We start from the raw sequence: 19,994 nt of genomic DNA on the forward strand, positions 1-19,994 counted from the left end.
GGAAGGCTGCCCTCGTCGGCGCCCCCCATTAAAAACGAGGCGCGGAACCTAGGGCCGCGCCTCGACGAATGCAATGTGGCGCGGCGTCAGCGCGGCAATACCGTCAACGGATCAACCGCCACGGGGTCGTCGCCGCGCATCTGCCGGGTCTCGAAATGGATCGACGGACGGCCGTCGCCAGCGGTCAGGCCCACAGTCCCGATCTGCTGACCGGCGCGGACATCGTCGCCGTCCTTGACCGTCGCCGAGCCCAGATGGCCGTAAACCGTGCGCCATCCGCCATTGTGGACGATCAGGACCGTCAAGCCCTGCCCCACCAGATCGTCACCGACATAGGCCACGCGCCCAGCCGCAGAGGCTGCCACGGCTGCGCCTGCGGCGGCGCCGATGTTGATGCCGTTGTTGCGTTCACCCATGCCGACCGGCCCGAACCGGCGTAGCACTTCGCCGCGCACAGGCCATTGCAGGGCGATCGCGGCGGTCGATGTCGGCGGGGCGGCGGACGCCACGGGCGGAACGGGGGCCGTAGGCCGGGTCTGCGCCGGCAGGGCTGCATTGCCTGAGCGCGGCGGCGGCGGCGGCGGGGCGACGCCATTGTTCGGCACCAGAACGCCGACCGGGGACGGGCCGGTCGCATAGGGATCGTGGCCCGTGTCGACGGCTGCGTCCGGCAGGATGATTCGCTGTCCGGTCGTAATGGCGCCGCGCGGGCCCAGGCCGTTCAGGTCGATCAAGGTCTGCACGGGCGTCTGGAAACGACGACCGACGCCGGAAATCGTGTCCCCGGCCTGGATCACATAGGCAGCGCCCGGCGAGACATGCGTGGGCGTGCGTGTCGGCGGCGGCGGCGAATATTCGTCACGCGGCGGGGTGTAGGGCTGCTGCACGGGCGGCTGCACGACCACGGGCGGCGGCAAGGCCCCGCCTTCCACAGACCCGACCGGCGCCGTTGCTGGCGGCGGTGATTCGTAGGGCGCGGTCTGATACGGCTGGGGCGGCGGCGTATTGGGATAACCGCCCTGCGGGTACGGCCCCGCCTGCCCTGCCCCTTGTGTCGGATGGGTCGAATAGCGCGGCTCGGACGGGTAGCTCGTACAGGCCACCGCCGTCAGCGACGCCCCTGCGATCAACGCCGCTTTCATCAAGGCCGATTGTATCGCCACCCGCAACTCCTCACATGGTTAAGACCGGCCCCTGCGGTTTGCCCGCTCAAGCCCTTGAATCCAACCCTTCAATGCGCGCAGAATTGGGGCGTGAAGGTTAACAGGCCCTTCAGATTTCCTTGGCCGTGCCCTCGACCAGCGGCACAAACCGCACTTCCGTCAGGCTTTCGCGGCGGAACGAACCGTCGCCCTGCCCCACATAGCGATGCAGCATCTGCACCGAGGTGCGGCCGACCGGCGCGACCAGAACCCCGTTGGGCTTCAACTGTTTCAGCAGTTCCGTCGGTTCCGCAGGCGAGGCCGCCGTCACCATGATCCGGTCGAACGGCGCCTGCTCGATCCAGCCCAGACCGCCGTCGCCGTGCTTGGTGATGACATTGTCGATACCCAGCGTCCGCAGGCGGCTTTCGGCCTCGACCAGCAGGCTGCGGTAGCGTTCGACCGAATAGACATAGCGCGCCAGCCGCGACAGCACCGCGCACTGATATCCGCTGCCGGTGCCTATCTCCAGCACGCGGTGGCGCGGCTGGACGTCCAGCGCCTGGGTCATCAGGCCGACGATATAGGGCTGGCTGATCGTCTGGGCGCAGTCGATCGGCAGGGCCTGATCCTCCCACGCCTGATCCAGGAACTTCTCGTGCACGAAGACCGCGCGGTCGATGCTTTCCATCGCCGCCAGCACGCGCGGGTCCGTGACCCCCTGCTGGCGCAGCGACAGGATCAGTCGTCCGGCGCGGTCGTCGTGCAGGTTCAAGCGGCCCGGTCCGTCTTCTTGGGCGGGGCGCCGCCCAGCACCTTTTTCAGATCATTGACGCTCTGCATGTGCGTCAGGTCGATATGCAGCGGCGTGACCGAGATGCGGCCCTCGTCGATGGCGCGCAGGTCGGTGCCTTCGGGATGCTCCTGCTTCTCGCCGCGGAAGCTCATCCAGTAATAGTCCCGGCCGCGCAGGTCGGTGCGACGCACGGCGTGCATTTCGCCCACGTCGCGGAACCCCTGTTTCGTCACCTCGACCTGTTCGACCTGTTCCGGGCGGCAGTTGGGGAAGTTCAGGTTCATGACCACGCCGGGCGACCATTTCTGGTCCAGCAGGCGGGCGATGATGGCGGGGGCGAAGGCTTCCGCCGTCTCCCAGTGCGCCACCACCTCGTCATGGAACCGCTCAAGGCTCTGGCTCAGGGCGATTGAACGAATGCCGAAGGCCATCCCCTGCAACGCGCCCGCCACCGTGCCGGAATAGCTGACGTCCTCGCCGATGTTGTGGCCCCGGTTCACGCCCGACAGCACCAGATCGGGCCGCTCCGGCATCAGGTCGTTGACGGCCAGAACCACGCAGTCGGTCGGCGTGCCCGTCACCGCGAACCGCTTTTCACCCAGATGATGCACCCGCAGCGGCTCGGTCAGGGTGATGCCCCGTCCCTTGGCCGACTGTTCGACAGCAGGCGCGCACACCCAGACATCGTCGCTCAGGGTGCGGGCGATCCGTTCCAGACAGGCCAGACCCTCGGCTTCGATGCCGTCGTCGTTGGTAAGCAGAATACGCATCAGGCGCCGACGACCTTCAGGCCGCCCATATAGGGTTGCAGCACGGCAGGCACCGCGATGCTTCCGTCCTCCTGCTGATAGTTCTCCATGATCGCCACCAGCGTGCGGCCGACCGCCAGGCCCGAGCCGTTCAGCGTATGGACGAACTCGGTCTTCTTCTCGCCTGCGCGCTTGAAGCGGGCCTCCATGCGCCGGGCCTGGAAGTCGCCGCAGTTCGAGCAGCTGCTGATCTCGCGATAGGTGTTCTGGCTAGGCAGCCAGACCTCCAAGTCGTAGGTCTTCTTGGCCGCAAAGCCCATGTCGCCCTTGCACAGCAGCATCTTGCGATACGGCAGCTCCAGCGCCTGCAGCACCGCCTCGGCGCAGCCGACCATCCGCTCGTGTTCGGCCTCAGAGTCTTCTGGGCGGGTGATCGACACCATCTCGACCTTGGTGAACTGGTGCTGGCGGATCAGACCGCGCGTGTCGCGTCCCGCCGAGCCGGCCTCGGCCCGGAAACAGGGCGTCAGCGCCGTCATGCGGATCGGCGTCGCCAGTTCGTCCTCAGGCAGGATCTGCTCGCGGACGAGGTTGGTCAGGGAGACTTCGGCGGTGGGGATGAGCCAGCGACGCCCAGCAATAACCTCAACTAAATCTATAGAGTAGGTTTGTTTTGCCTGCGCTCCATCCAACGCAAGGAACAGATCTTCCTCAAACTTCGGTAACTGTCCCGTGCCGAACATCGCCTCGTCGCGCACCAGCAGCGGCGGGTTCACTTCCAGATAGCCGTGTTTGTCCGTCTGCAAGTCCAGCATGAACTGGCCCACAGCCCGTTCCAGACGCGCCAGTTGGCCCTTCAGCACCGCGAACCGCGCGCCGGACATCTTGGCCGCAGCCTCGAAGTCCAGCAGGCCCAGCGCCTCGCCCAAATCGGCGTGATCCTTGGCCGGACCGCCCTCGCGCGGCGTGCCCCAGCGGGACACCTCGACGTTCTGGGCCTCGTCCTCGCCTTCCGGCACGTCGTCAGCAGCCAGGCTCTTCAGGCCCGCCAGCTGGTCGCGCAGTTCCTTGCCGACGCGGTTCTCGACCTCGGCGGCGGCGGCGATGTCGCCCTTCAGGCTCTCGACTTCGGCTTTCAGACGGTCGGCCTCGGCCATGTCCTTCCTGCCCATGGCGGCGCCGATCAGCTTGGAGGCGGCGTTGCGCTTGGACAGGGCGTCCTGCCCCGTCGTCTGAGCCTGACGCAGTTCCGCATCCAGACGCAGAATATCGGCGACCAGACCATCGGCTTCGTCAACGCCGCGCGACGACCAGCCCGCCACGTAAACCTGGGGGTTTTCGCGAATGGCTCTGATGTCATGCATGGCTCTAAACCTTGGTCAGGCGGGAGAAGCCGAACGCTCTACCCGGATGGGCAGAGTCGGGCAACGCGCGACAGAAGCCAAATCCTTCTGCCGCACGGCGATCAGGGTCAGCGGGTCTTGCCCAACAACCGGTCCCGCGCGGCGTTGACCCGCATGGCCAGCCCCTCGGTGCCGCCCTGATCGGGGTGCGCGCGCGCCATGGCGCGTTTCCAGGCTGTGCGGATTTCCGCCTCTGTGGCGTTTCGCCCGACGCCCAGCACGGACCGCGCGTCGGCCTCGCTGATCGGCTCAGACCGCACGACAGGCCGCATCCGCGATGACCAGATGACATAGAGGCCCGCGCCCGCCAGTCCGGCCGCCGCCAGCCATGCGCCGTGCGACGCCGCCAGCACCGCGCCAGCCACCATCACCGCGCCCAGCAGGGTCGCCGTTACGCGCCAGTGCCCGCGACGCGGCTTTTCAGTCTGTCGGCCCAGCCGCACCAGCGCCCAGACGGCGATCCCCGCCAGGGCGACCCAGATCAATCCCATAAACGGCTCAGTCCGCCTTTCAGGCGGCGACGTCCAGCGGCTGCATCGCCTGCTCCAGCCCCATGGCCTTCATCAGGTTGCGAAGCTCCTGGCGCGCCGCGACGTGGGCCAGGGACACCGCCACGGGGCGGATGTCGTTGGACAAATCCGCCACCGTCAGACCGAAGGGGAACAGTTCGCGATAGATGACCCGGTCGCGCAGGCCCGGCCCGACGCGGAAGCCGACCCGCTTGGCCAGCTTGTTCATGCGTTCTTCCAGGCGTTTGCGGTTGCGCGCCTCGGCAACGGCCAGACGGTTGGTGACGACCAGCCAGTCGATGGTGGCGTTGCGGCCCTGGCTGATGGCGCGGACCTTGCGCGCCTCCCAAACGCTCTCAGAATAGATCGACGGCTTCAACAGCTCCAGCGACACCGGATCCACCTCGCCCAGCAGGTCGAAGTCGACGAAGCTGTCGTTCATCGGTGTGACGATCTGGTCCGCCCGCGCGTGCGCGGCGCTGGACACCGCCGTGTCGCCGCCGGGCGTGTCGATCAGGATGCACTCGACGCCCTGGGCCACCGCCTCGTCAAACGCCCGCTCGAAGGCGATGATCTGCTCATCAACCGACGCCTTGGCCAGCACCTTGCCATCGCCCATGTCCGGGATCATCGGCTGCGGCAGCGTATGACCGTTGGCCTCCACCCAGCTGAGCCGATTGGTGAAGAAGCGCTGCATGGACCGCTGGCGCAGGTCCAGGTCGATGATGGCGACCGTCCGGCCCGCGTGCAGCAGGCCCGTCACAATGTGAATGGCCAGGGTGGACTTGCCCGCCCCGCCCTTTTCGTTGCCCAGAACGATCACATGTGGCTGCGTCATGAGGAAATCCTCTGTGCCGGTCGACGCGACTCAAATTCGGCGCGACCCTCAATGGGCGCAGATTCGGCTTCCTGGCGGCAAACGTCAACGGAACCTTAACGCCAGCCTGTGGACGATGTCAGCCCTGACGCGCGCACCAGGCGTCGGCGACCTGAACAGCGTGACAGACGGCCACAGCCGTTTCCGCCGGGATCGGCCCGACCTTCAGCCGTGTCAGGTTGCGCCCGTTGACCTCAACCCCTTCAAACACAGGCGAAAGGGTCGCCAGTTCATCCCTGGTCCTCAGCCGCGCCCACGCCTCGCGCGCGCCAGCCTCGCTGGAAAAGGCGCCCAGTTGGATGGTGCGGCCTTCAACCTTTGCAACAGCGGGGCGAAGCACGGGGGCCTCCAGCGGCTGGACCGGCTCGCGGATCACCGCGCGGACGATTTCGGCCTGTTCGACAATCGGCTCGGCGGGTGCTGTGATCACGCGCTGCGACGGGCTGAAACCACTGCGCAGTCCGTCGGACTGGGCGTCGCGTGCATCCCACATCTCATGCGGGTCCATCAGCGACACTTGTAAAGGCGAGAACCGGCCGGCACGAAGCCCCGCTTCTGCGGCTGAGTTGCTGTGCGGCGCGGCCTTGCCGCCCCCTGACACGTCAATCGCCGCCACCTGTTCGGCCATGGCGTGAAAACGCTGCGGATTTTCAACGACGCCGCAACCGGCAAGCATCGCCCCCCAGGTCATGGCCAGGGCGATCAGAACTGGACGTGTCGCTTGTGCGGGCGTCATAAGCACCACCCTAGTCTCCAGACTTTGAAGTCTGGTGCATGAACAGGCTTAAACTTGAAGGTTAATCGCTTCACCATGACTGACGCCCCGTCCCTGCCCGTTGCCCGCTCCGTCGCCGAGTTGCGCCAGATCGTCGGCGACTGGAAACGACAGGGGCTGAGGGTCGGCATGGTCCCCACCATGGGCGCCCTGCATGAAGGCCACCTGACCCTGGTGCGGGAGGCTGCACGTCGCACCGACCGTGTTCTGGCCTCGAACTTCGTCAATCCCACCCAGTTCGCTGCGCACGAGGATCTGGGCCGCTATCCACGCCAGCAAGAGGAAGACGCCCGCCTGCTGGCCGGCGCGGGCTGCGACCTGATGTTCGCCCCCACGGTGGAGGAGATGTACCCGCAAGGTTTCGCCACCAGCATCGCCGTCTCTGGCCCGGCGCTGGGCCTGGAAGGCGACGCCCGCCCCCAGATGTTCGGCGGCGTGGCCCTGGTGGTCACCAAACTGTTCAATCAGGCCCAGCCGGACGTCGCCGTGTTCGGCGAGAAGGACTTCCAGCAGCTGATGGTCATCCGCCGCTTCGTGCGTGACCTGGACCTGCCGGTCGAGATCATCGGCAGCCCGACCGAGCGGGATGAGCATGGCCTCGCACTGTCCTCGCGCAACGCCTATCTCAGCGAAAAGGAACTGGCCACGGCGCGCAGTCTGAACCTGATCCTGCGCAAGGCGGCGGATGAGGCCGCATCGGGACGCCCCCTGCCCGGCGTCGAGCGTGAGGCCTATTCCGCCTTGCTGAAGGCAGGGTTCGACCGCGTCGACTACGCCACCATCCGCCACGCCGAAGACCTGACGCCGTTCAGGGACGACATCGTCGACGCCCCGGCCCGCATCCTGGCCGCCGCCTGGCTGGGCAAGACGCGGTTGATCGACAATATGGCCGTCGGCGCCTGACAGCCGAAGGGCCGCACCCGTCGCCGGATGCGGCCCTTTTTCAGTTCAAAGGCGCGGCCTAACCGATTGCGCCGACGCAGCCTTCCGCATCGCCCGGCGCCAGTTCGGCGTCCGTCAGGGCGATGGTCCAGCCGTGGTGCGTGTTCAGGCCCCAGCGACGTGCGCCGCCGCCGTCGCCTGCGTCCCCGCCAGCGGTGACCACAACGCGGCGGCCGGTCGGCAGGGCCGGAGGATCAATCTTGCCCACCGCCAGAGACGTCGGCGTCTCGCCGCCGTAACCGTCGAATACGCTCAGCATCGACCATTCGCGACGCAGGCCCATCCACCAGGCGTCTTCGGTGTTGATGGCCAGAACAGCAATGCCGTGCCCCTCCGCCGCGAAGGCCAGCGCCTTCTGCGGATCGCGGACCATGCGGATGTCGGCGGCGGCGCCGAAACGCAGGCGTGCGCCGTCATAGGCGCGGGTCGGCTCGATCGGCGCCCAGACCTGGACCTGCAGACGGCCTTGTCGGGCCAGACCCCAGCCGACGATCTCACGCCACAGATGCTCGACGGCCTCGGCGTTCTCGGGCTGGCATTTGGACAGCATCCGCGCCAGGACGGTCTGCTCGCGGTCAGGCCGCAGCTTGGTGTGCGGGCCGGTGGGGGCGTCCTTGGCGCGACCGACCGTGGCGGCGACGGCCAGACGCTGTTCGAACAGGTTCAGTATCTGATCGTCGATGCTGTCGATCTCGGCGCGCAGGGCGGCCAGAGCCTGTTGCTCGGGGGTCAGATCGGCCACGTCAGGCCACACTTGTTGGACGTTGGAATTCGGCATTGGATTGGGCTTTCAGCATGGGGGAATTTCGATGTGCAGGGGCGAACAGCCGCTCTGATCCAGAACGGTCGCCGGTGAGACTGTCAGGAGCGAAGTAAGCCCGACGCCTCAGCCGGCGTATCGAAAGCCGTAAAAGCCGTAGCCAAAATAATAGCCGGCAACCGCGCGCATACGGTCGGAAGAAACAGAAAGAGCGCGCTGGCGGGACATGGGTCCGGGTCCGGTTATTCAGGATCGTTTGCGATCCGAGCGGCCTTAAAGGACGCAAAGACTATGCGCAGTCAACCCTGCGACACGCCCAAAAGCAGGAAACGCGTCCGATTATCGCTCGAATCTTGCAAATCGTTGCGCAGGATCGACAGGCCATACACCTCAGCCGCACCGACAGGCGCAATCGCCGCCCGCGTGGCGTCGCCTGCTTCGGCGACATCTCGCGCGGCGCCTGCGGTGTCGAAATGTTCGATGATCTTCAGGTGCATGCCCTTCAGCGTGGCGGCGCACTGGGCCAGGGCGATGGGATGGCTTTCGACCGATCGGATATCCGCCAGACGCGCACCTTCAACCGACATCAGGGCATGACGGATAGGACGCCAGACGTCCGCCAGCACCGCCAGACCCGACTCGCGCACCAGCGTCGCTGCGGGTTCGACCGCCCCGATGCTGGAGTTTTCGACCGGGATCAGCGCCATGTCGCAATCACCAGACGTCAGGGCCGCCAGAGCTTCCGCAAAGGTCGCGTGGGGCACAGCTTCATCCCAAGGGCGCAACGCAAGGCAGGCTTCATGACTGAAGGCGCCCAGCGCGCCCTGAAACGCCACGCGGGCGTAGGCGGGTTCATCAGCGGGTGAAGGCGTATCGGTCATGATCGGTCCTGGATGCGCGCCAGTCCTTACAAAGGACCGACGTTGTGGCCGCATCGCGTCCACAACAGATTGCCTTTGCGGCGCCCGCTCGGTCGCGACAAGCCGGGCGGGATAACCGCCTGACCGAAGTCAGGCGGTTTTCTTCAGTTCGTCAGGCCGCAGCCGACTGGTTCACTCGGCCCGACTTCAGGCGTTCGGCCACCAGGAAGGCCAGCTCCAACGCCTGATCGGCGTTCAGGCGCGGGTCGCAGTGGGTGTGGTAGCGGTTGGACAGGTCGTCCTCGGTCACCGCCTGGGCGCCGCCGATGCATTCGGTGACGTTCTGGCCCGTCATCTCTAGGTGGACGCCGCCAGGGTGGACGCCCTCAGCCTCAGCCACGTCGATGAAGGTGCGGACTTCGCCCAGGATGCGGTCGAACGGACGGGTTTTGTAGCCGTTGCCCGCCTTCAGCGTATTGCCGTGCATCGGGTCGATGGACCAGATGACCTTGCGGCCCGACGCCTTCACTTCGCGCATCAGCTTGGGCAGACGCTCGCCGACCTTGTCATGGCCGAAGCGGCCAATCAGGGTCAGACGGCCCGAGATGTTGTCGGGATTCAGGGCGTCGATCAGCGGTAGCAGATCGTCTGCCGTCATCGTCGGTCCGCACTTCACGCCGATGGGGTTCTTGATCCCCTTCATGAACTCGACATGGGCGCCGTCCAGCTGACGGGTGCGCTCGCCGATCCACAGCATGTGCGCCGAAGTGTCGAACCATTCGCCAGAACCGCCGTCCAGACGCGTCAGCGCGCTTTCGACGTTCAGCAGCAGGGCTTCGTGGCTGGTGAAGACCTCGACCCGGCTCAGATCCGGGTGGGTTTCAGGCGTGACGCCGACAGCTTCCATGAAGGCCAGGGCCTCGGTGATCTTGTCGGCCAGTTCGCGGTACTGGGCGCCCGCGGCGTTATCGCCCGCGAAACCCAAGGTCCAGCGGTGGATGTTGTACAGGTCCGCATAGCCGCCGCCCGCAAAGGCGCGCAGCAGGTTCAGCGTCGAGGCCGACTGGTTGTAGGCGCGGATCAGGCGTTGCGGATCAGGCATCCGCTCTTCCGGCGTGAAGCCCATGCCGTTGATGATGTCGCCGCGATAGCTGGGCAGTTCCACCCCGCCGATTTCCTCAAGCGGCGACGAACGCGGCTTGGCGAACTGACCGGCGATGCGGCCGACCTTCACCACCGGCTTGCGGCCGGCGAAAGTCAGCACCACCGCCATCTGAAGGATCAGACGGAAGGTGTCGCGGATATTGTCCGTCGAGAACTCCTTGAAGCTCTCGGCGCAGTCGCCGCCCTGCAGCAGGAAGGCCTCGCCCCGCTCAACCTGCGCCAGCTTCGACGTCAGGTGGCGGGCTTCGCCTGCGAAAACGAGGGGCGGCAGGGCGCGCAGCTCGTCCTCGACGGCTGCGAGCGCTTTAGGATCCGGATAGTCCGCCGGCATGTGCAGGGCGGTCTTCGTTCTCCAACTTTCGGGGGTCCAGCGTGTCATCGCGCAAGAATAAGGCTTCGCAGCGCATCAAACAACGGAAACAGGGACAGATATTGCTTTAATCCGCCGACTGGTCCTCTGGCGGTGATTTTTCGCCCGCCGCCTCGGCTTTTCGCTCGGCTTTCAGGGCCGCCTTCTCCGCCGCCTTCTTCGCCGCCGCCCGCTCACGTTCCTGGCGCTCAAAACTGTAGTTCGGCTTACGGGCCATCGGCGTCTCCATTCGTTGGTCTGATCGCAAGATGGCGACAGGAACATCCGTACACAACGGATGGATTCGCCGCACCACGCGACTGTGCCGACCGATATTTCTCAACATCGGCGTGAAAAGCCCGGCGGACGGCGTGCATCGCCCTCTACGCGATAGGTCGCAGGCCTGACGCCTGAACCTTCCCGTCGCCGGACTCGTTGTCTCTCCATCGAAATGGAGCCGAACATGTCCGCCACATCCATCCGACGCGAATATCTCAGCCGCCCCCTGTACGCCTGGGCCAAAACCGTCCTGCCTGAGATGTCGGCGACAGAGGCCGAGGCCATTCAGGCGGGCGATGTCTGGTGGGATGCCGAGCTGTTCACCGGCGCGCCGGACTGGGACGCCTTTCTGGCCATTCCCCCCCGCCACCCTGACCGCAGAGGAGCAGGCGTTCCTGGACGGCCCGACCGAACAGCTGTGCGCCATGCTGGATGACTGGAAGATCACCTGGGAGGACATGGACCTGTCGTCGGAAACCTGGGACTTCATCAAGCGCGAGAAGTTCCTGGGGATGATCATCCCCAAGGCCTATGGCGGACTGGAGTTTTCCGCCTACGCCCATTCGGAGGTGGTGCGTAAGATTTCCACGCGGTCGGTCGCTGCTGCGGTGACGGTGATGGTTCCCAACTCGCTCGGCCCCGGCGAACTGCTGATGAAATTCGGCACGGAGGAACAGCGTGAACGCTGGCTGCCGCGTCTCGCCGACGGCCGCGATATTCCCGCCTTCGGCCTGACCAGTCCTGAGGCCGGGTCAGACGCCGCGTCGATGACCGACGAAGGCGTCATCTGCGAAGGCGAATATGAGGGCCGCAAGGTCCTCGGCATGCGGCTGAACTGGAAGAAGCGCTACATCACCCTGGGGCCCATCAGCACCGTCCTTGGCCTGGCCTTCAAGATGCGCGACCCCGATGGCCTGTTAGGCGGCGAGGAAGACCTGGGCATCACTGTCGCCCTGATCCCGACGGACACGCCTGGCGTCACCATCGGGCGCCGCCACCTGCCGTCGATGCAGGCCTTCATCAACGGGCCGAACGAAGGGCAGGATGTATTCCTGCCGCTGGACGCCATTCTGGGCGGCCCGGAACGGATCGGCCAGGGCTGGATGATGCTGAACGCCGCGTTGGCCGCCGGGCGCGGCATCTCCCTGCCCTCCCTGTCTGCGGCAGGCGCAGCCCTGGCCGCCCGCACCACCGGCGCCTATTCCCGCGTCCGACAGCAGTTCCGCATCCCCATCGGTCAATTCGAGGGCGTGCAGGAACGCCTGGCCCGCATCGCCGCCAACGCCTATCTGCTGGACGCCGCGCGCCGTTTCACCTGTTCCGGCCTGGCCCTTGGCCATCATCCGTCCGTGGTGTCCGCCATCATGAAACAGGGCGCGACCGAGCGGATGCGCACCGCCGCCAATGACGCGATGGACGTCCACGCCGGCAAGGCGGTGATTGACGGCCCCAGCAACTATCTGGGCAATTTCTATCGGTCCGTCCCGGTGGGGATCACGGTTGAGGGCGCCAATATCCTGACCCGCAGCCTGATCGTGTTCGGTCAGGGCGCCATTCGGGCTCATCCCTACATCCTGAGGGAGATGGAGGCGCTGGCCGATCAGGACATGGAGCGCGGCCTCGCCCAGTTCGACGCCGTCTTCTGGACCCACGTCGTCCACAGCCTGCGCACCGCCCGCCGCGCCTTCACCAGCGCCTGGACGGACGGTCGCTTCGGCGCCGCGCCCCAGTCGGGACCGGCGCGTCGCTACTATCGCCGCATGGGCCGCTACGCCGCCGCCTTCGCCCTGGCGTCAGACATGGCGATGCTGACCATGGGCGGCGAACTGAAGCGCAAGGAGATGCTGTCCGCCCGGTTCGGCGACATCCTGTCCGAGCTCTACATGATGAGCGCCGCGCTGAAGCGCTGGGAGGACGAAGGACGCCAGACCGCCGACCTGCCCCTTGTGGACTATGTGATGCAGGAAGGCTTCCTGACCATCGAGCGTCGGTTGAAGGAGATCCTCGACAACTTCCCCAGCCGTCCTGCCGCCTGGCTGCTGAAGGTGTTCGTCCTGCCGTTCGGGGTCATCCGCTCGGGTCCGCGCGACGCGACCGTGCGCGCCTGCGCCGCCCTGCTGATGGAGCCGTCCGCGACGCGGGATCGTCTGACCGAGAACGTCTATATCGGCGAACAGGCCGTCGGCCGCCTGGAGCACGCGTTCGAGTTGGTGGTCCAGACGCAACCGATCCACGACCGCCTGAAACGCCAACGCATCCGCGACTGGCGCGATGCGCTGGACCAGGGCCTGCTGTCGAAGGGTGAGATCGAACAGCTTCAGGCCGCCGATGAAGCCGTCGCTGAGATTATCGCTGTCGACGACTTTGCGCCGGACGAACTCGCACGGGTCCGCCGCTCGCCGGGCCTGGCCGCAGCCGCCGAATAGGCCGAAGGCAGGGGCGCATAGGCAGTCTGCCGTGCGCCCCGCCATTCTGCATCAGGCGCGTCGCGCCGCCTCCGCCGCGCGCAGCACGCGCAGGAAGTTTCCGCTCCAGATCGCGTTGATCTGCTCCTGCGTATAGCCGCGACGCAGCAGTTCACGCGTCACGTTCGGCGCCTCGGCCTCACTGTCGAAGCCAATGATCCCGGCGCCGTGATTGAAGTCGGTGCCGACGCCGACATGATCCCAGCCGATCCGCTTGGCGACATAGTCCAGTTGGTCGACATAATCGCTGACGGTCGCGCGCGGCAACAGCGGGTTCAGCGCATCAAGGAAGGCCTGTTGACGGTCGCCCAGTCCGCCATAACCGTCGTTCGGCGCAGAAAACTCTGGCGACAGACCATACTGAACCCGCAAGGCGCTGATGGCCGGGCGGGTGCGGCCATCCACCTGCGTCAGATACGAGTTGAACGGCGTCAGCTGCACAATGCCGCCATTCGCCTTGATGGCGTCCAGTTCCGCGTCCGACAGGTTGCGGGTGCTGTCGATCAAGGCCCGCACGTTCGAATGGGTCGCCGCGACCGGCGCCCGCGTCAGGGCCAGGGTCTGAGCCAGGGCCTCGCTGGAAAGCTGCGATACGTCGATCAGGACGCCCAGGTCATTCAGCTTGGCCACCGCTGCTCGACCTACTGGCGACAGGCCGTGATGCTCCGCCACCGGCTGATCGACAGGCCGCGACGAGTCCGAGAAGGCGTTGTGGCCCGCGTGGTTGAAGGCGAACACCCGCACGCCCTCACGATAGAAGGTGTCGATCTGGCTCAGATCGTCACCGATCGACCGAGCATTCTGGAAACCGATGATCACGGCGACCTTGCCCTGCCCCACCAGACGCGTGACGTCGTCCGCGCTCAGGGCGATGCCGACGCGCTGCGGATTGTCGGCTGCAAACGCCTTGATCTTGGCCAGCTTCTCATCAGCCTCGGCCCTCGCCGCGCGCTGGCCTGCCGCATCGCGCGGTCCCGGACCCACCGCGACCGACAACACCACCGCATCCACCCCGCCGCGCGTCAGATGATCCAGATCCACCCGTGATCCGTGATTGGGCAGATAGTATCGCTCGGGCGTGCTGGGCAGCAGCACGTCGGCGTGCCCATCCAGCACCAGCGCCGCCCTGTGCACCGCCTCGGCATTCTGCGCCTGCGCCCAGACCGGCGCACCGCTCAAGAGTGCCAGAGCACTGACTGCTGTCACCAATGATATCGCCCGTGTGATCGCCATTACGACCTCCTCCAAACCAGGTTTCGAAGACGAGGTTAGGCAGGGGGCTGGGCGTTTGGCGCGCCAGAAGGATGCCGCAGCGCTTTAGCGTTTCTGCTGAACCTCATCCTACGCTGCAGAAACAAAAAGGCCGCGCCCGGGGATAGTGGACGCGGCCCAGTTCGAGAATGATCGTCAAGGACGAACACAACCCTTGATACATATTCCCTTCACTTAAATCCCGACAGAAACGCTGACGGCATCGGCAGAAAGTCTCCAGCCTCGGCCATCCCAGACATTTAGATTTGCTGCCGAACCGTCAGACGATCTTGCTTGTCCGCGGCGGGCCAGTCGGCGCTTGATGATGATGCGCCACAGCCAATGGGAGCCCCTTATGCGCATCCAGAACACCGCCTCTTCCGACCGTTCGACGAGCCAGCAGCCGTGCGACCGCATTCGGGTTCCGGTGTCATGTGCGGCGCGCGGCGGTTGGACGATTCACGTCCCCAGGACCGCTGGTCAACAACGGCAGTCTGGTCAGGCCACAGCCTGATTCAAAAGCATTCAGTCTGATTTCAGCGCCGCCCCGTCATGGATGGGGCGGCGCAATCCCATACAACTCCACCAGGCAGGCGATGATCGCCCCCGCACCCGCCACCGAACGCCTGTCCGCATGGGTCGGACCCGGCTGTTCCGTTGTCACGCCCACGGGCAGCACCAGGCGCGGCAGGGTCTGATGCTGCTCTCCAGCCAAGGCCGCCACCGCAGCACGCGGACGTTCAAATGCAATCCGATGCACCCGGATGCGCTCCTCCAGATGCGGATAGGAGTGCAGCACCCCCTCCAGCAATGCAGAGTAGCGGTCGAAATAGACCGCACCCGGAAAAGCCGGGTCCTCGAACCCGGGCGTGAGAAGAAAGAGATCGGCGCGCTGGGGGATGGCGTCTGTCATGACTGCATCTCTCCCCAAGGCGGGCGCATCGCTCAACCTCAGAAAATCTATACCGTCCGTGCAGCGATCTCATTTGCCCCATCAACGCTGCGCGCTGGACAGTCCCCGCCGAAATTGGACCTGAGGGGGACCGCAATGCAACAACCACAGCGACTACACAGACTTAGAGCCTTCACTGCCCTGACGGCCTTGGCTACCTCACTGGGTGGGATGACGGGCATCGCGAATGCTCAGGACGCCACGCACCAGTTGGGTGACGTCGTCGTCACCGGCAAACGCACCTCACAGGCCGCAGTCGCCATCGGCACGGATCAGGTCTCAAACACGATATCGATCACACGCGAAGCCTTGCTGTCGGCGCCCGCAGGCGTTTCTGGATTGAAGATGCTGGAAGGTCTTCCTGGCTTCAATGTTCAGGCCAACGACGCACTCGGCCTCTACGAGTTCGGCAACTCCGTGTCAGTTCGCGCCTTCAACTTCCAGCAGATCGGCTTCGTGCTGGACGGTGCCCCGATGGGGCGGTCAGACCAGTTCGGCGGCAGCCCAATCTTCCGCTACGTCGAGAATGAGAACCTGGCGCGCGTCACGGCCTCCCAAGGCGCTGGTGATGTCACCCTGCCCAGCTACGCGTCGCTCGGACCCATCGTCCAATACGTCACGATCGATCCCGCCCAAAACTTCGGCGTGACCACCACCCTGTCAGCAGGCAGCGACCAGTTGCGTCGTGGCTTCCTGCGTATCGACAGCGGTGAGCATGGCCCGTTCTCCGCCTACGCCAGCTACTCCAAATTCTCCGCCGACCTCTGGCGCGGGCCCGGCGACATCAACCGCGAACATGCCGAAGGAAAGCTACGCTACCGCGCAGCCAATGGCGCCGAGGCAACCTTCGGCATCACCTGGAACGACTATTTCGACTACGATGCGCCCGCCATCACCAAGGCCCAGTACAACGGCATAGCTGGTGACGCGTTCGGGCGCAGCGGCCGCAACTTCGCTTATCTGGGCGAAGTGCCCGTACTGGCCCAAACGGCGCCGGGCGTCATCTACTCGAACCCGCTCTACAATCAGTACTATAAGCAGGCGATCAACAGCCGCACGGACATCCTATACCGCCTGTCCGGCGCACTCCCCTTGTCGAACACCCTTCACCTGGAAGGCACAGCCTATTACGAGGACAAGAAGGGCTACGGCGTCTCGCCAGAAGCCTATGCGACGTCGCTGACAAGCTACAACGCCGAACGCCTGATCCTGACGGACCTTGTTGCGCCAAAGGGTCTGCAATACGGTCTGTCGGAAGTATCTGGTGACAGAAAAGGCGCCGTCGCACGGGCCGTCTGGGATCTTGGGGCGCACCGCCTGACGGCTGGCGCGTGGATCGAAACCGACGATTACCACCGCACCCAGGCCCGTTATAATCAGGCAGGCGGCAGCCCCGACGGCGCCCTGCTCAAGAACGAGCCGGTTCACCGCCAGCGCGATTTTGTCTCGACGCGCGAGACACGCCAGCTGTTCATTCAGGACGTGATCAGCCTGCTGGATGACCGCCTGAAAATCGAACTGGGCGTCAAGGCTCTGGATATCGACTACACGATCAGCGGTTATCGCAACCCCGCCGACTATATAAACCGCCGCCAGCCCTCGATCACCAACAACTGGTCTGACAGCTTCCTGCCCAATGTTGGGCTGGTCTGGAACCTGACGCGCACGGACCAGATCTTCGCCTCGTATGCCGAGAACCTTGCCCTGCCGCGCGGCGCTGACGATGTGTTCGCCCTGGCCAGTCCGAACGCCAAGACGCCGGACGCCGAAATATCCAGGAACTGGGAACTGGGCGTCCGCACGAACCGCCCCACCTTCAACGCCGCACTGGCGCTCTACCGGACCAACTTCGACAACAGGCTTCAGTCCTATGCCGTCACAGTACCGGGCAGCGGCGTCACCGAAAGCTTCTTCCAGAACGTGGGCGAGGTCGAAGCCCACGGCGCCGAGTTCAGCGGCACCTGGAAACCCGAAGGCCTGGGTGGTTTCGTCTATTTCAACGCCAACGCCAGCTACAATGTCGTCGAGTTCAAGAACGATCTTCCCGGTTTCACCCCTGTAACGGGCGCACCGCTGGTCATCTCCGGCAACACTGTTCCCGACAGTCCCGAATGGATCATACAGGGCGGCGTCACCATCGAGCCGACGTCCTGGATCGTGGCCAACGTGTCGGCCCGCCACATCGGTGAGCGCTTTTCGAACTTCACCAACACCGAGACCGTCAGGGGCTATACAATCGTCAACGCCTATGTCGATTTCGGAGATAATTGGTCCATTGGTCCAGCGCGCGATTTAAGGCTACGCTTTAATGTCGATAATCTGCTCGATGAAGACTACCTGGGCACCATCACAACGACTGTGAACACCCCAGCCACCTTCCGTCCCGGCCCGCCCCGCACGGTGCAGGTCTCGCTTACAACGAGTTTCTGATGATCCGATCCAAGTTTCCGTCGCTTCGCCACGCCCTGCACACGTCCACAGCGGCATCTCGTAAAGCCGCCCTTATCGGAGCCGCCCTGGGCGGTCTTATTCTAGCGGCAGGCGGAACCGCATCGGCCCAGGCGACGGCGACGCCTGTGTCCGCCGAGGTTCATGCGCTGCATGAGCGTTTGCTGGTGCTGGATACCCACCTCGATACGCCGATGAACCTGGTCAAGCCGGGCTGGAGCATTCTGGATCGCCACAGCGTCGAGGATGGGTCGCAGGTCGACTATCCACGCATGGTCGAGGGCGGGCTGGATGGCGGCTGGTGGGCCGTCTATTCATCGCAAGGCCCGCTGACGCCCGAAGCCACCGCCGCCTCCTTGGCCGTGGCCCAGGAACGCATCCGCGCCATTCGCGCCCTTGCGACTGACCATCCAGACAAATTCGGCCTGGCGCTAAAGGCGTCGGACGCTGCTCCGATCGCTGCGGCAGGCAAGCGGGTCGTCTTCATCTCGATGGAGAATGCCTACCCCCTGACGGGCCGTCCCGATCAGGTTCAGGCCTTCTATGATCAGGGTCTGCGCATGATCAGTCTGGTTCACTTCGCCAACAATGAGCTGGCGGATTCCGCCACCGATCCTGCGGGTCCGCGCTGGCATGGCCTCAGCCCCGCAGGGCGCCGCATGGTGGCGCAAGCCAATCAGCTGGGCATGGTGATCGACGCCTCCCACGCCTCGGACGAAGTCTTCGACCAACTGATCGCCTATTCGCCAACGCCGATCATCCTGTCCCACTCGGGCGCGCGCGACATCTATGACCATGCCCGCAACATTAACGACGAGCGCCTGCGCCGTCTGGCGGCCTCTGGCGGCGTGATCCAGGTCAATGCGCTGGGCGCCTATCTGAAGGCTCTGCCAGATACGCCTGAACGCGCCGCTGCGCTGGCTGCTCTGCGCACCGAGTTCGGCGCGCCAGCAGATCGCACTCCCGCGCAGAGCACAGCCTATGTCGAGCGACTGCGCGCACTGAACCGCGTCCATCCGGCGACCCAGGCGGACTTTGAGGACTACATCCTGCACCTGCTGCACATTCTGGCGGTCGCGGGGCCGCGCCATGTCGGCATCGGTGCCGACTGGGACGGCGGCGGCGGCGTGACCGGCATGAACGATGTCGCCGCCCTGCCCCGCATCACCGAGCGCCTGCTGGCCGAGGGCTATTCGGAAACCGACCTCGCCGCCATCTGGTCCGGCAACGCCCTGCGCCTGCTGAAACAGGCCGAGGACTACGCCGCATCCCTGAAGCCCGCACCCCGTCGCTAGAACGGAAAAGCCGGGGCGTCGCATCCGACGCCCCGGCTCTGAACATTCCGGCGCCGCTGCAGTGATGCAGCGGCGCTTTTCTATTTATGGATCAGGTCGTCTCCAGCGGCACCGACGGCGTCACATTGGGGAAGATGACCTCGATCCGGTCATCACTGACGTGCGAGGCCATACTGTAGGCGTTCACCGGCTGCGCGCGGTTGACCCACAACGCATAGTACAGATGGTCGGCGCGCGGATCATTGGTGTTGGGATGCAGCAGGATCGTCAGACCCAGGCTGTTGAGCTGCAGCCACGGCACCAGTGTCGGCAGCAGTTCGTTGCTGAACCCGAAATAGAACGACGGCGTCACGTGCGGACCGCGCGGCTCCAGGTTCCAGTTGCCCAGTTCGACGGGGAAACGCTCGGTCGCCCACTTCCGCAGCAGAGCCGCCTTTTCGTAGGTGTCTTCGTCGAAATAGATGTGGGCGTGATAACTCTTGATGTCGGTGTAGGCGCGCGGCAGCGACGGCAACGTCTGCTCGCCGGGACGAACGCTGACGGGCTGAGCCGCCGGTTCCTTGTAGGTCTCATACCCCCAGGGGCTGCGGCCCGTGGCGTTGCGAGGCGTCGAAGGCGCAGCCGCAGCGCCGCTTCGCGGCGCACGGCCCTGGGCCTGAGCCTGGGCTTGGGCGACGCCTGCGTTGGCGACCAGACCGGCGGCCACGGCCAGGCCGGAACCGACCAGCAGATTGCGACGACCAGGAGACAGCAGATCCGCCCAGTCCTGATCGGTTTCTGCCTCGGCGGATCTGCGAGTATCGGATGATTTTGACATGAGCTTCTTCTGGCTTAGCGGCCGCTGTCAGGGCGGTGCGATACCGTTAAAACTTCAGCCTTAACAAGCGTCCGTTCATTGCTCATACGCATATGAGCCCCCGAGAAAACAAGGGTTCCTAAGTAGGCGCTGGGCGCCATGCTGCAATGCAGAACTTCTGA

At 65.2% G+C, this 19,994-nt stretch carries 19 protein-coding genes; 5 read left to right on the top strand and 14 right to left on the bottom strand.

Translation table 11 applies throughout. From position 1 onward, the window contains the following. Window positions 1-86: 86 nt before the first annotated feature. The 7 genes from KWG56_RS06435 to KWG56_RS06465 all read right to left on the bottom strand — a co-directional run bounded on the left by KWG56_RS06435 (window position 87) and on the right by KWG56_RS06465 (window position 6,212). Entirely contained in the window at window positions 87-1,163 is a 1,077-nt protein-coding gene (locus tag KWG56_RS06435; protein ID WP_244999671.1) for a M23 family metallopeptidase, read from the bottom strand. 109 nt (window positions 1,164-1,272) lie between these two features. Then, the gene (locus KWG56_RS06440) at window positions 1,273-1,917 is read right to left on the bottom strand and encodes a protein-L-isoaspartate(D-aspartate) O-methyltransferase (protein ID WP_219354155.1); all 645 of its coding nucleotides are present in this window, start codon (window positions 1,915-1,917) and stop codon (window positions 1,273-1,275) included. After that, window positions 1,914-2,708, bottom strand: coding sequence for a 5'/3'-nucleotidase SurE (gene surE / locus KWG56_RS06445; RefSeq protein ID WP_219354156.1), 795 nt, complete (start codon window positions 2,706-2,708; stop codon window positions 1,914-1,916). The genes KWG56_RS06440 and surE overlap by 4 nt, the downstream gene beginning before the upstream one ends. Then, on the bottom strand, window positions 2,708-4,051 hold the full coding sequence (gene serS, locus KWG56_RS06450) for a serine--tRNA ligase (protein ID WP_219354157.1): 1,344 nt from the start codon (window positions 4,049-4,051) through the stop codon (window positions 2,708-2,710). The genes surE and serS overlap by 1 nt, the downstream gene beginning before the upstream one ends. Before the next feature lie 107 nt (window positions 4,052-4,158). Further along, a complete protein-coding gene (locus KWG56_RS06455; protein ID WP_219354158.1) occupies window positions 4,159-4,581 on the bottom strand; it encodes a J domain-containing protein in 423 nt (140 codons plus the stop codon). Between the two features lie 19 nt (window positions 4,582-4,600). Beyond that, the gene (locus KWG56_RS06460) at window positions 4,601-5,437 is read right to left on the bottom strand and encodes a division plane positioning ATPase MipZ (RefSeq protein ID WP_219354159.1); all 837 of its coding nucleotides are present in this window, start codon (window positions 5,435-5,437) and stop codon (window positions 4,601-4,603) included. Window positions 5,438-5,555: 118 nt separating this feature from the next. Then, window positions 5,556-6,212 (bottom strand): SPOR domain-containing protein, encoded by a 657-nt coding sequence (locus tag KWG56_RS06465; RefSeq protein WP_219354160.1) that lies wholly within the window; start codon window positions 6,210-6,212, stop codon window positions 5,556-5,558. A gap of 75 nt (window positions 6,213-6,287) precedes the next feature. On the opposite strand from KWG56_RS06465, the gene panC reads away from it, so the two are divergent. Next, a complete protein-coding gene (gene panC / locus KWG56_RS06470) occupies window positions 6,288-7,154 on the top strand; it encodes a pantoate--beta-alanine ligase (RefSeq protein WP_219354161.1) in 867 nt (288 codons plus the stop codon). Between the two features lie 58 nt (window positions 7,155-7,212). Here the strand turns inward: panC and KWG56_RS06475 are convergent, their stop codons facing one another. The 4 genes from KWG56_RS06475 to KWG56_RS06490 form a co-directional block, all read right to left on the bottom strand. Beyond that, a complete protein-coding gene (locus KWG56_RS06475; protein ID WP_244999672.1) occupies window positions 7,213-7,935 on the bottom strand; it encodes a chorismate mutase in 723 nt (240 codons plus the stop codon). Between the two features lie 317 nt (window positions 7,936-8,252). Further along, complete coding sequence (locus tag KWG56_RS06480; RefSeq protein WP_219354163.1) at window positions 8,253-8,834, bottom strand: prephenate dehydratase domain-containing protein; 582 nt, start codon at window positions 8,832-8,834, stop codon at window positions 8,253-8,255. Between the two features lie 151 nt (window positions 8,835-8,985). Continuing rightward, a complete protein-coding gene (locus KWG56_RS06485; protein ID WP_219354164.1) occupies window positions 8,986-10,356 on the bottom strand; it encodes a class II 3-deoxy-7-phosphoheptulonate synthase in 1,371 nt (456 codons plus the stop codon). A gap of 58 nt (window positions 10,357-10,414) precedes the next feature. Beyond that, the gene (locus tag KWG56_RS06490; protein ID WP_201097735.1) at window positions 10,415-10,564 is read right to left on the bottom strand and encodes a hypothetical protein; all 150 of its coding nucleotides are present in this window, start codon (window positions 10,562-10,564) and stop codon (window positions 10,415-10,417) included. Between the two features lie 225 nt (window positions 10,565-10,789). Between KWG56_RS06490 and KWG56_RS18745 the strand changes: the two genes are divergently transcribed. Both KWG56_RS18745 and KWG56_RS06495 read left to right on the top strand, forming a co-directional pair. Continuing rightward, window positions 10,790-11,041, top strand: coding sequence for a hypothetical protein (locus KWG56_RS18745; RefSeq protein ID WP_244999673.1), 252 nt, complete (start codon window positions 10,790-10,792; stop codon window positions 11,039-11,041). Further along, window positions 11,022-13,031 (top strand): acyl-CoA dehydrogenase, encoded by a 2,010-nt coding sequence (locus KWG56_RS06495; RefSeq protein ID WP_244999735.1) that lies wholly within the window; start codon window positions 11,022-11,024, stop codon window positions 13,029-13,031. Before KWG56_RS18745 ends, KWG56_RS06495 begins: the two co-directional genes overlap by 20 nt. Window positions 13,032-13,082: 51 nt before the next feature. Here KWG56_RS06495 and KWG56_RS06500 read toward each other — a convergent pair whose 3' ends face one another. Beyond that, window positions 13,083-14,276, bottom strand: a complete 1,194-nt coding sequence (locus KWG56_RS06500; protein ID WP_219354166.1) for a dipeptidase — start codon at window positions 14,274-14,276, stop codon at window positions 13,083-13,085. A gap of 595 nt (window positions 14,277-14,871) precedes the next feature. Continuing rightward, entirely contained in the window at window positions 14,872-15,234 is a 363-nt protein-coding gene (locus tag KWG56_RS06505) for a DUF3088 family protein (protein ID WP_219354167.1), read from the bottom strand. Between the two features lie 210 nt (window positions 15,235-15,444). On the opposite strand from KWG56_RS06505, the gene KWG56_RS06510 reads away from it, so the two are divergent. Further along, window positions 15,445-17,703: a TonB-dependent receptor domain-containing protein gene (locus KWG56_RS06510; RefSeq protein ID WP_244999674.1), complete on the top strand. Its 2,259-nt coding sequence runs from the start codon at window positions 15,445-15,447 to the stop codon at window positions 17,701-17,703. Next, the gene (locus tag KWG56_RS06515) at window positions 17,703-19,016 is read left to right on the top strand and encodes a dipeptidase (protein WP_219354169.1); all 1,314 of its coding nucleotides are present in this window, start codon (window positions 17,703-17,705) and stop codon (window positions 19,014-19,016) included. The genes KWG56_RS06510 and KWG56_RS06515 overlap by 1 nt, the downstream gene beginning before the upstream one ends. A gap of 91 nt (window positions 19,017-19,107) precedes the next feature. On the opposite strand, the gene KWG56_RS06520 is transcribed toward KWG56_RS06515, so the two are convergent. Next, complete coding sequence (locus KWG56_RS06520; RefSeq protein WP_219354170.1) at window positions 19,108-19,833, bottom strand: DOPA 4,5-dioxygenase family protein; 726 nt, start codon at window positions 19,831-19,833, stop codon at window positions 19,108-19,110. Window positions 19,834-19,994: the final 161 nt, after the last annotated feature.

This window comes from Brevundimonas nasdae (assembly GCF_019395145.1).
GTDB lineage: Bacteria > Pseudomonadota > Alphaproteobacteria > Caulobacterales > Caulobacteraceae > Brevundimonas > Brevundimonas nasdae.

Bases quoted from the DNA above. Each gene is read 5' to 3' on its own strand.
- surE (WP_219354156.1), bottom strand. From the start codon at position 2,708: ATGCGTATTCTGCTTACCAACGACGACGGCATCGAAGCCGAGGGTCTG.
- serS (WP_219354157.1), bottom strand. From the start codon at position 4,051: ATGCATGACATCAGAGCCATTCGCGAAAACCCCCAGGTTTACGTGGCG.
- KWG56_RS06455 (WP_219354158.1), bottom strand. From the start codon at position 4,581: ATGGGATTGATCTGGGTCGCCCTGGCGGGGATCGCCGTCTGGGCGCTG.
- KWG56_RS06460 (WP_219354159.1), bottom strand. From the start codon at position 5,437: ATGACGCAGCCACATGTGATCGTTCTGGGCAACGAAAAGGGCGGGGCG.
- KWG56_RS06465 (WP_219354160.1), bottom strand. From the start codon at position 6,212: ATGACGCCCGCACAAGCGACACGTCCAGTTCTGATCGCCCTGGCCATG.
- panC (WP_219354161.1), top strand. From the start codon at position 6,288: ATGACTGACGCCCCGTCCCTGCCCGTTGCCCGCTCCGTCGCCGAGTTG.
- KWG56_RS06480 (WP_219354163.1), bottom strand. From the start codon at position 8,834: ATGACCGATACGCCTTCACCCGCTGATGAACCCGCCTACGCCCGCGTG.
- KWG56_RS06485 (WP_219354164.1), bottom strand. From the start codon at position 10,356: ATGACACGCTGGACCCCCGAAAGTTGGAGAACGAAGACCGCCCTGCAC.
- KWG56_RS06490 (WP_201097735.1), bottom strand. From the start codon at position 10,564: ATGGCCCGTAAGCCGAACTACAGTTTTGAGCGCCAGGAACGTGAGCGG.
- KWG56_RS18745 (WP_244999673.1), top strand. From the start codon at position 10,790: ATGTCCGCCACATCCATCCGACGCGAATATCTCAGCCGCCCCCTGTAC.
- KWG56_RS06505 (WP_219354167.1), bottom strand. From the start codon at position 15,234: ATGACAGACGCCATCCCCCAGCGCGCCGATCTCTTTCTTCTCACGCCC.
- KWG56_RS06510 (WP_244999674.1), top strand. From the start codon at position 15,445: ATGACGGGCATCGCGAATGCTCAGGACGCCACGCACCAGTTGGGTGAC.
- KWG56_RS06515 (WP_219354169.1), top strand. From the start codon at position 17,703: ATGATCCGATCCAAGTTTCCGTCGCTTCGCCACGCCCTGCACACGTCC.
- KWG56_RS06520 (WP_219354170.1), bottom strand. From the start codon at position 19,833: ATGTCAAAATCATCCGATACTCGCAGATCCGCCGAGGCAGAAACCGAT.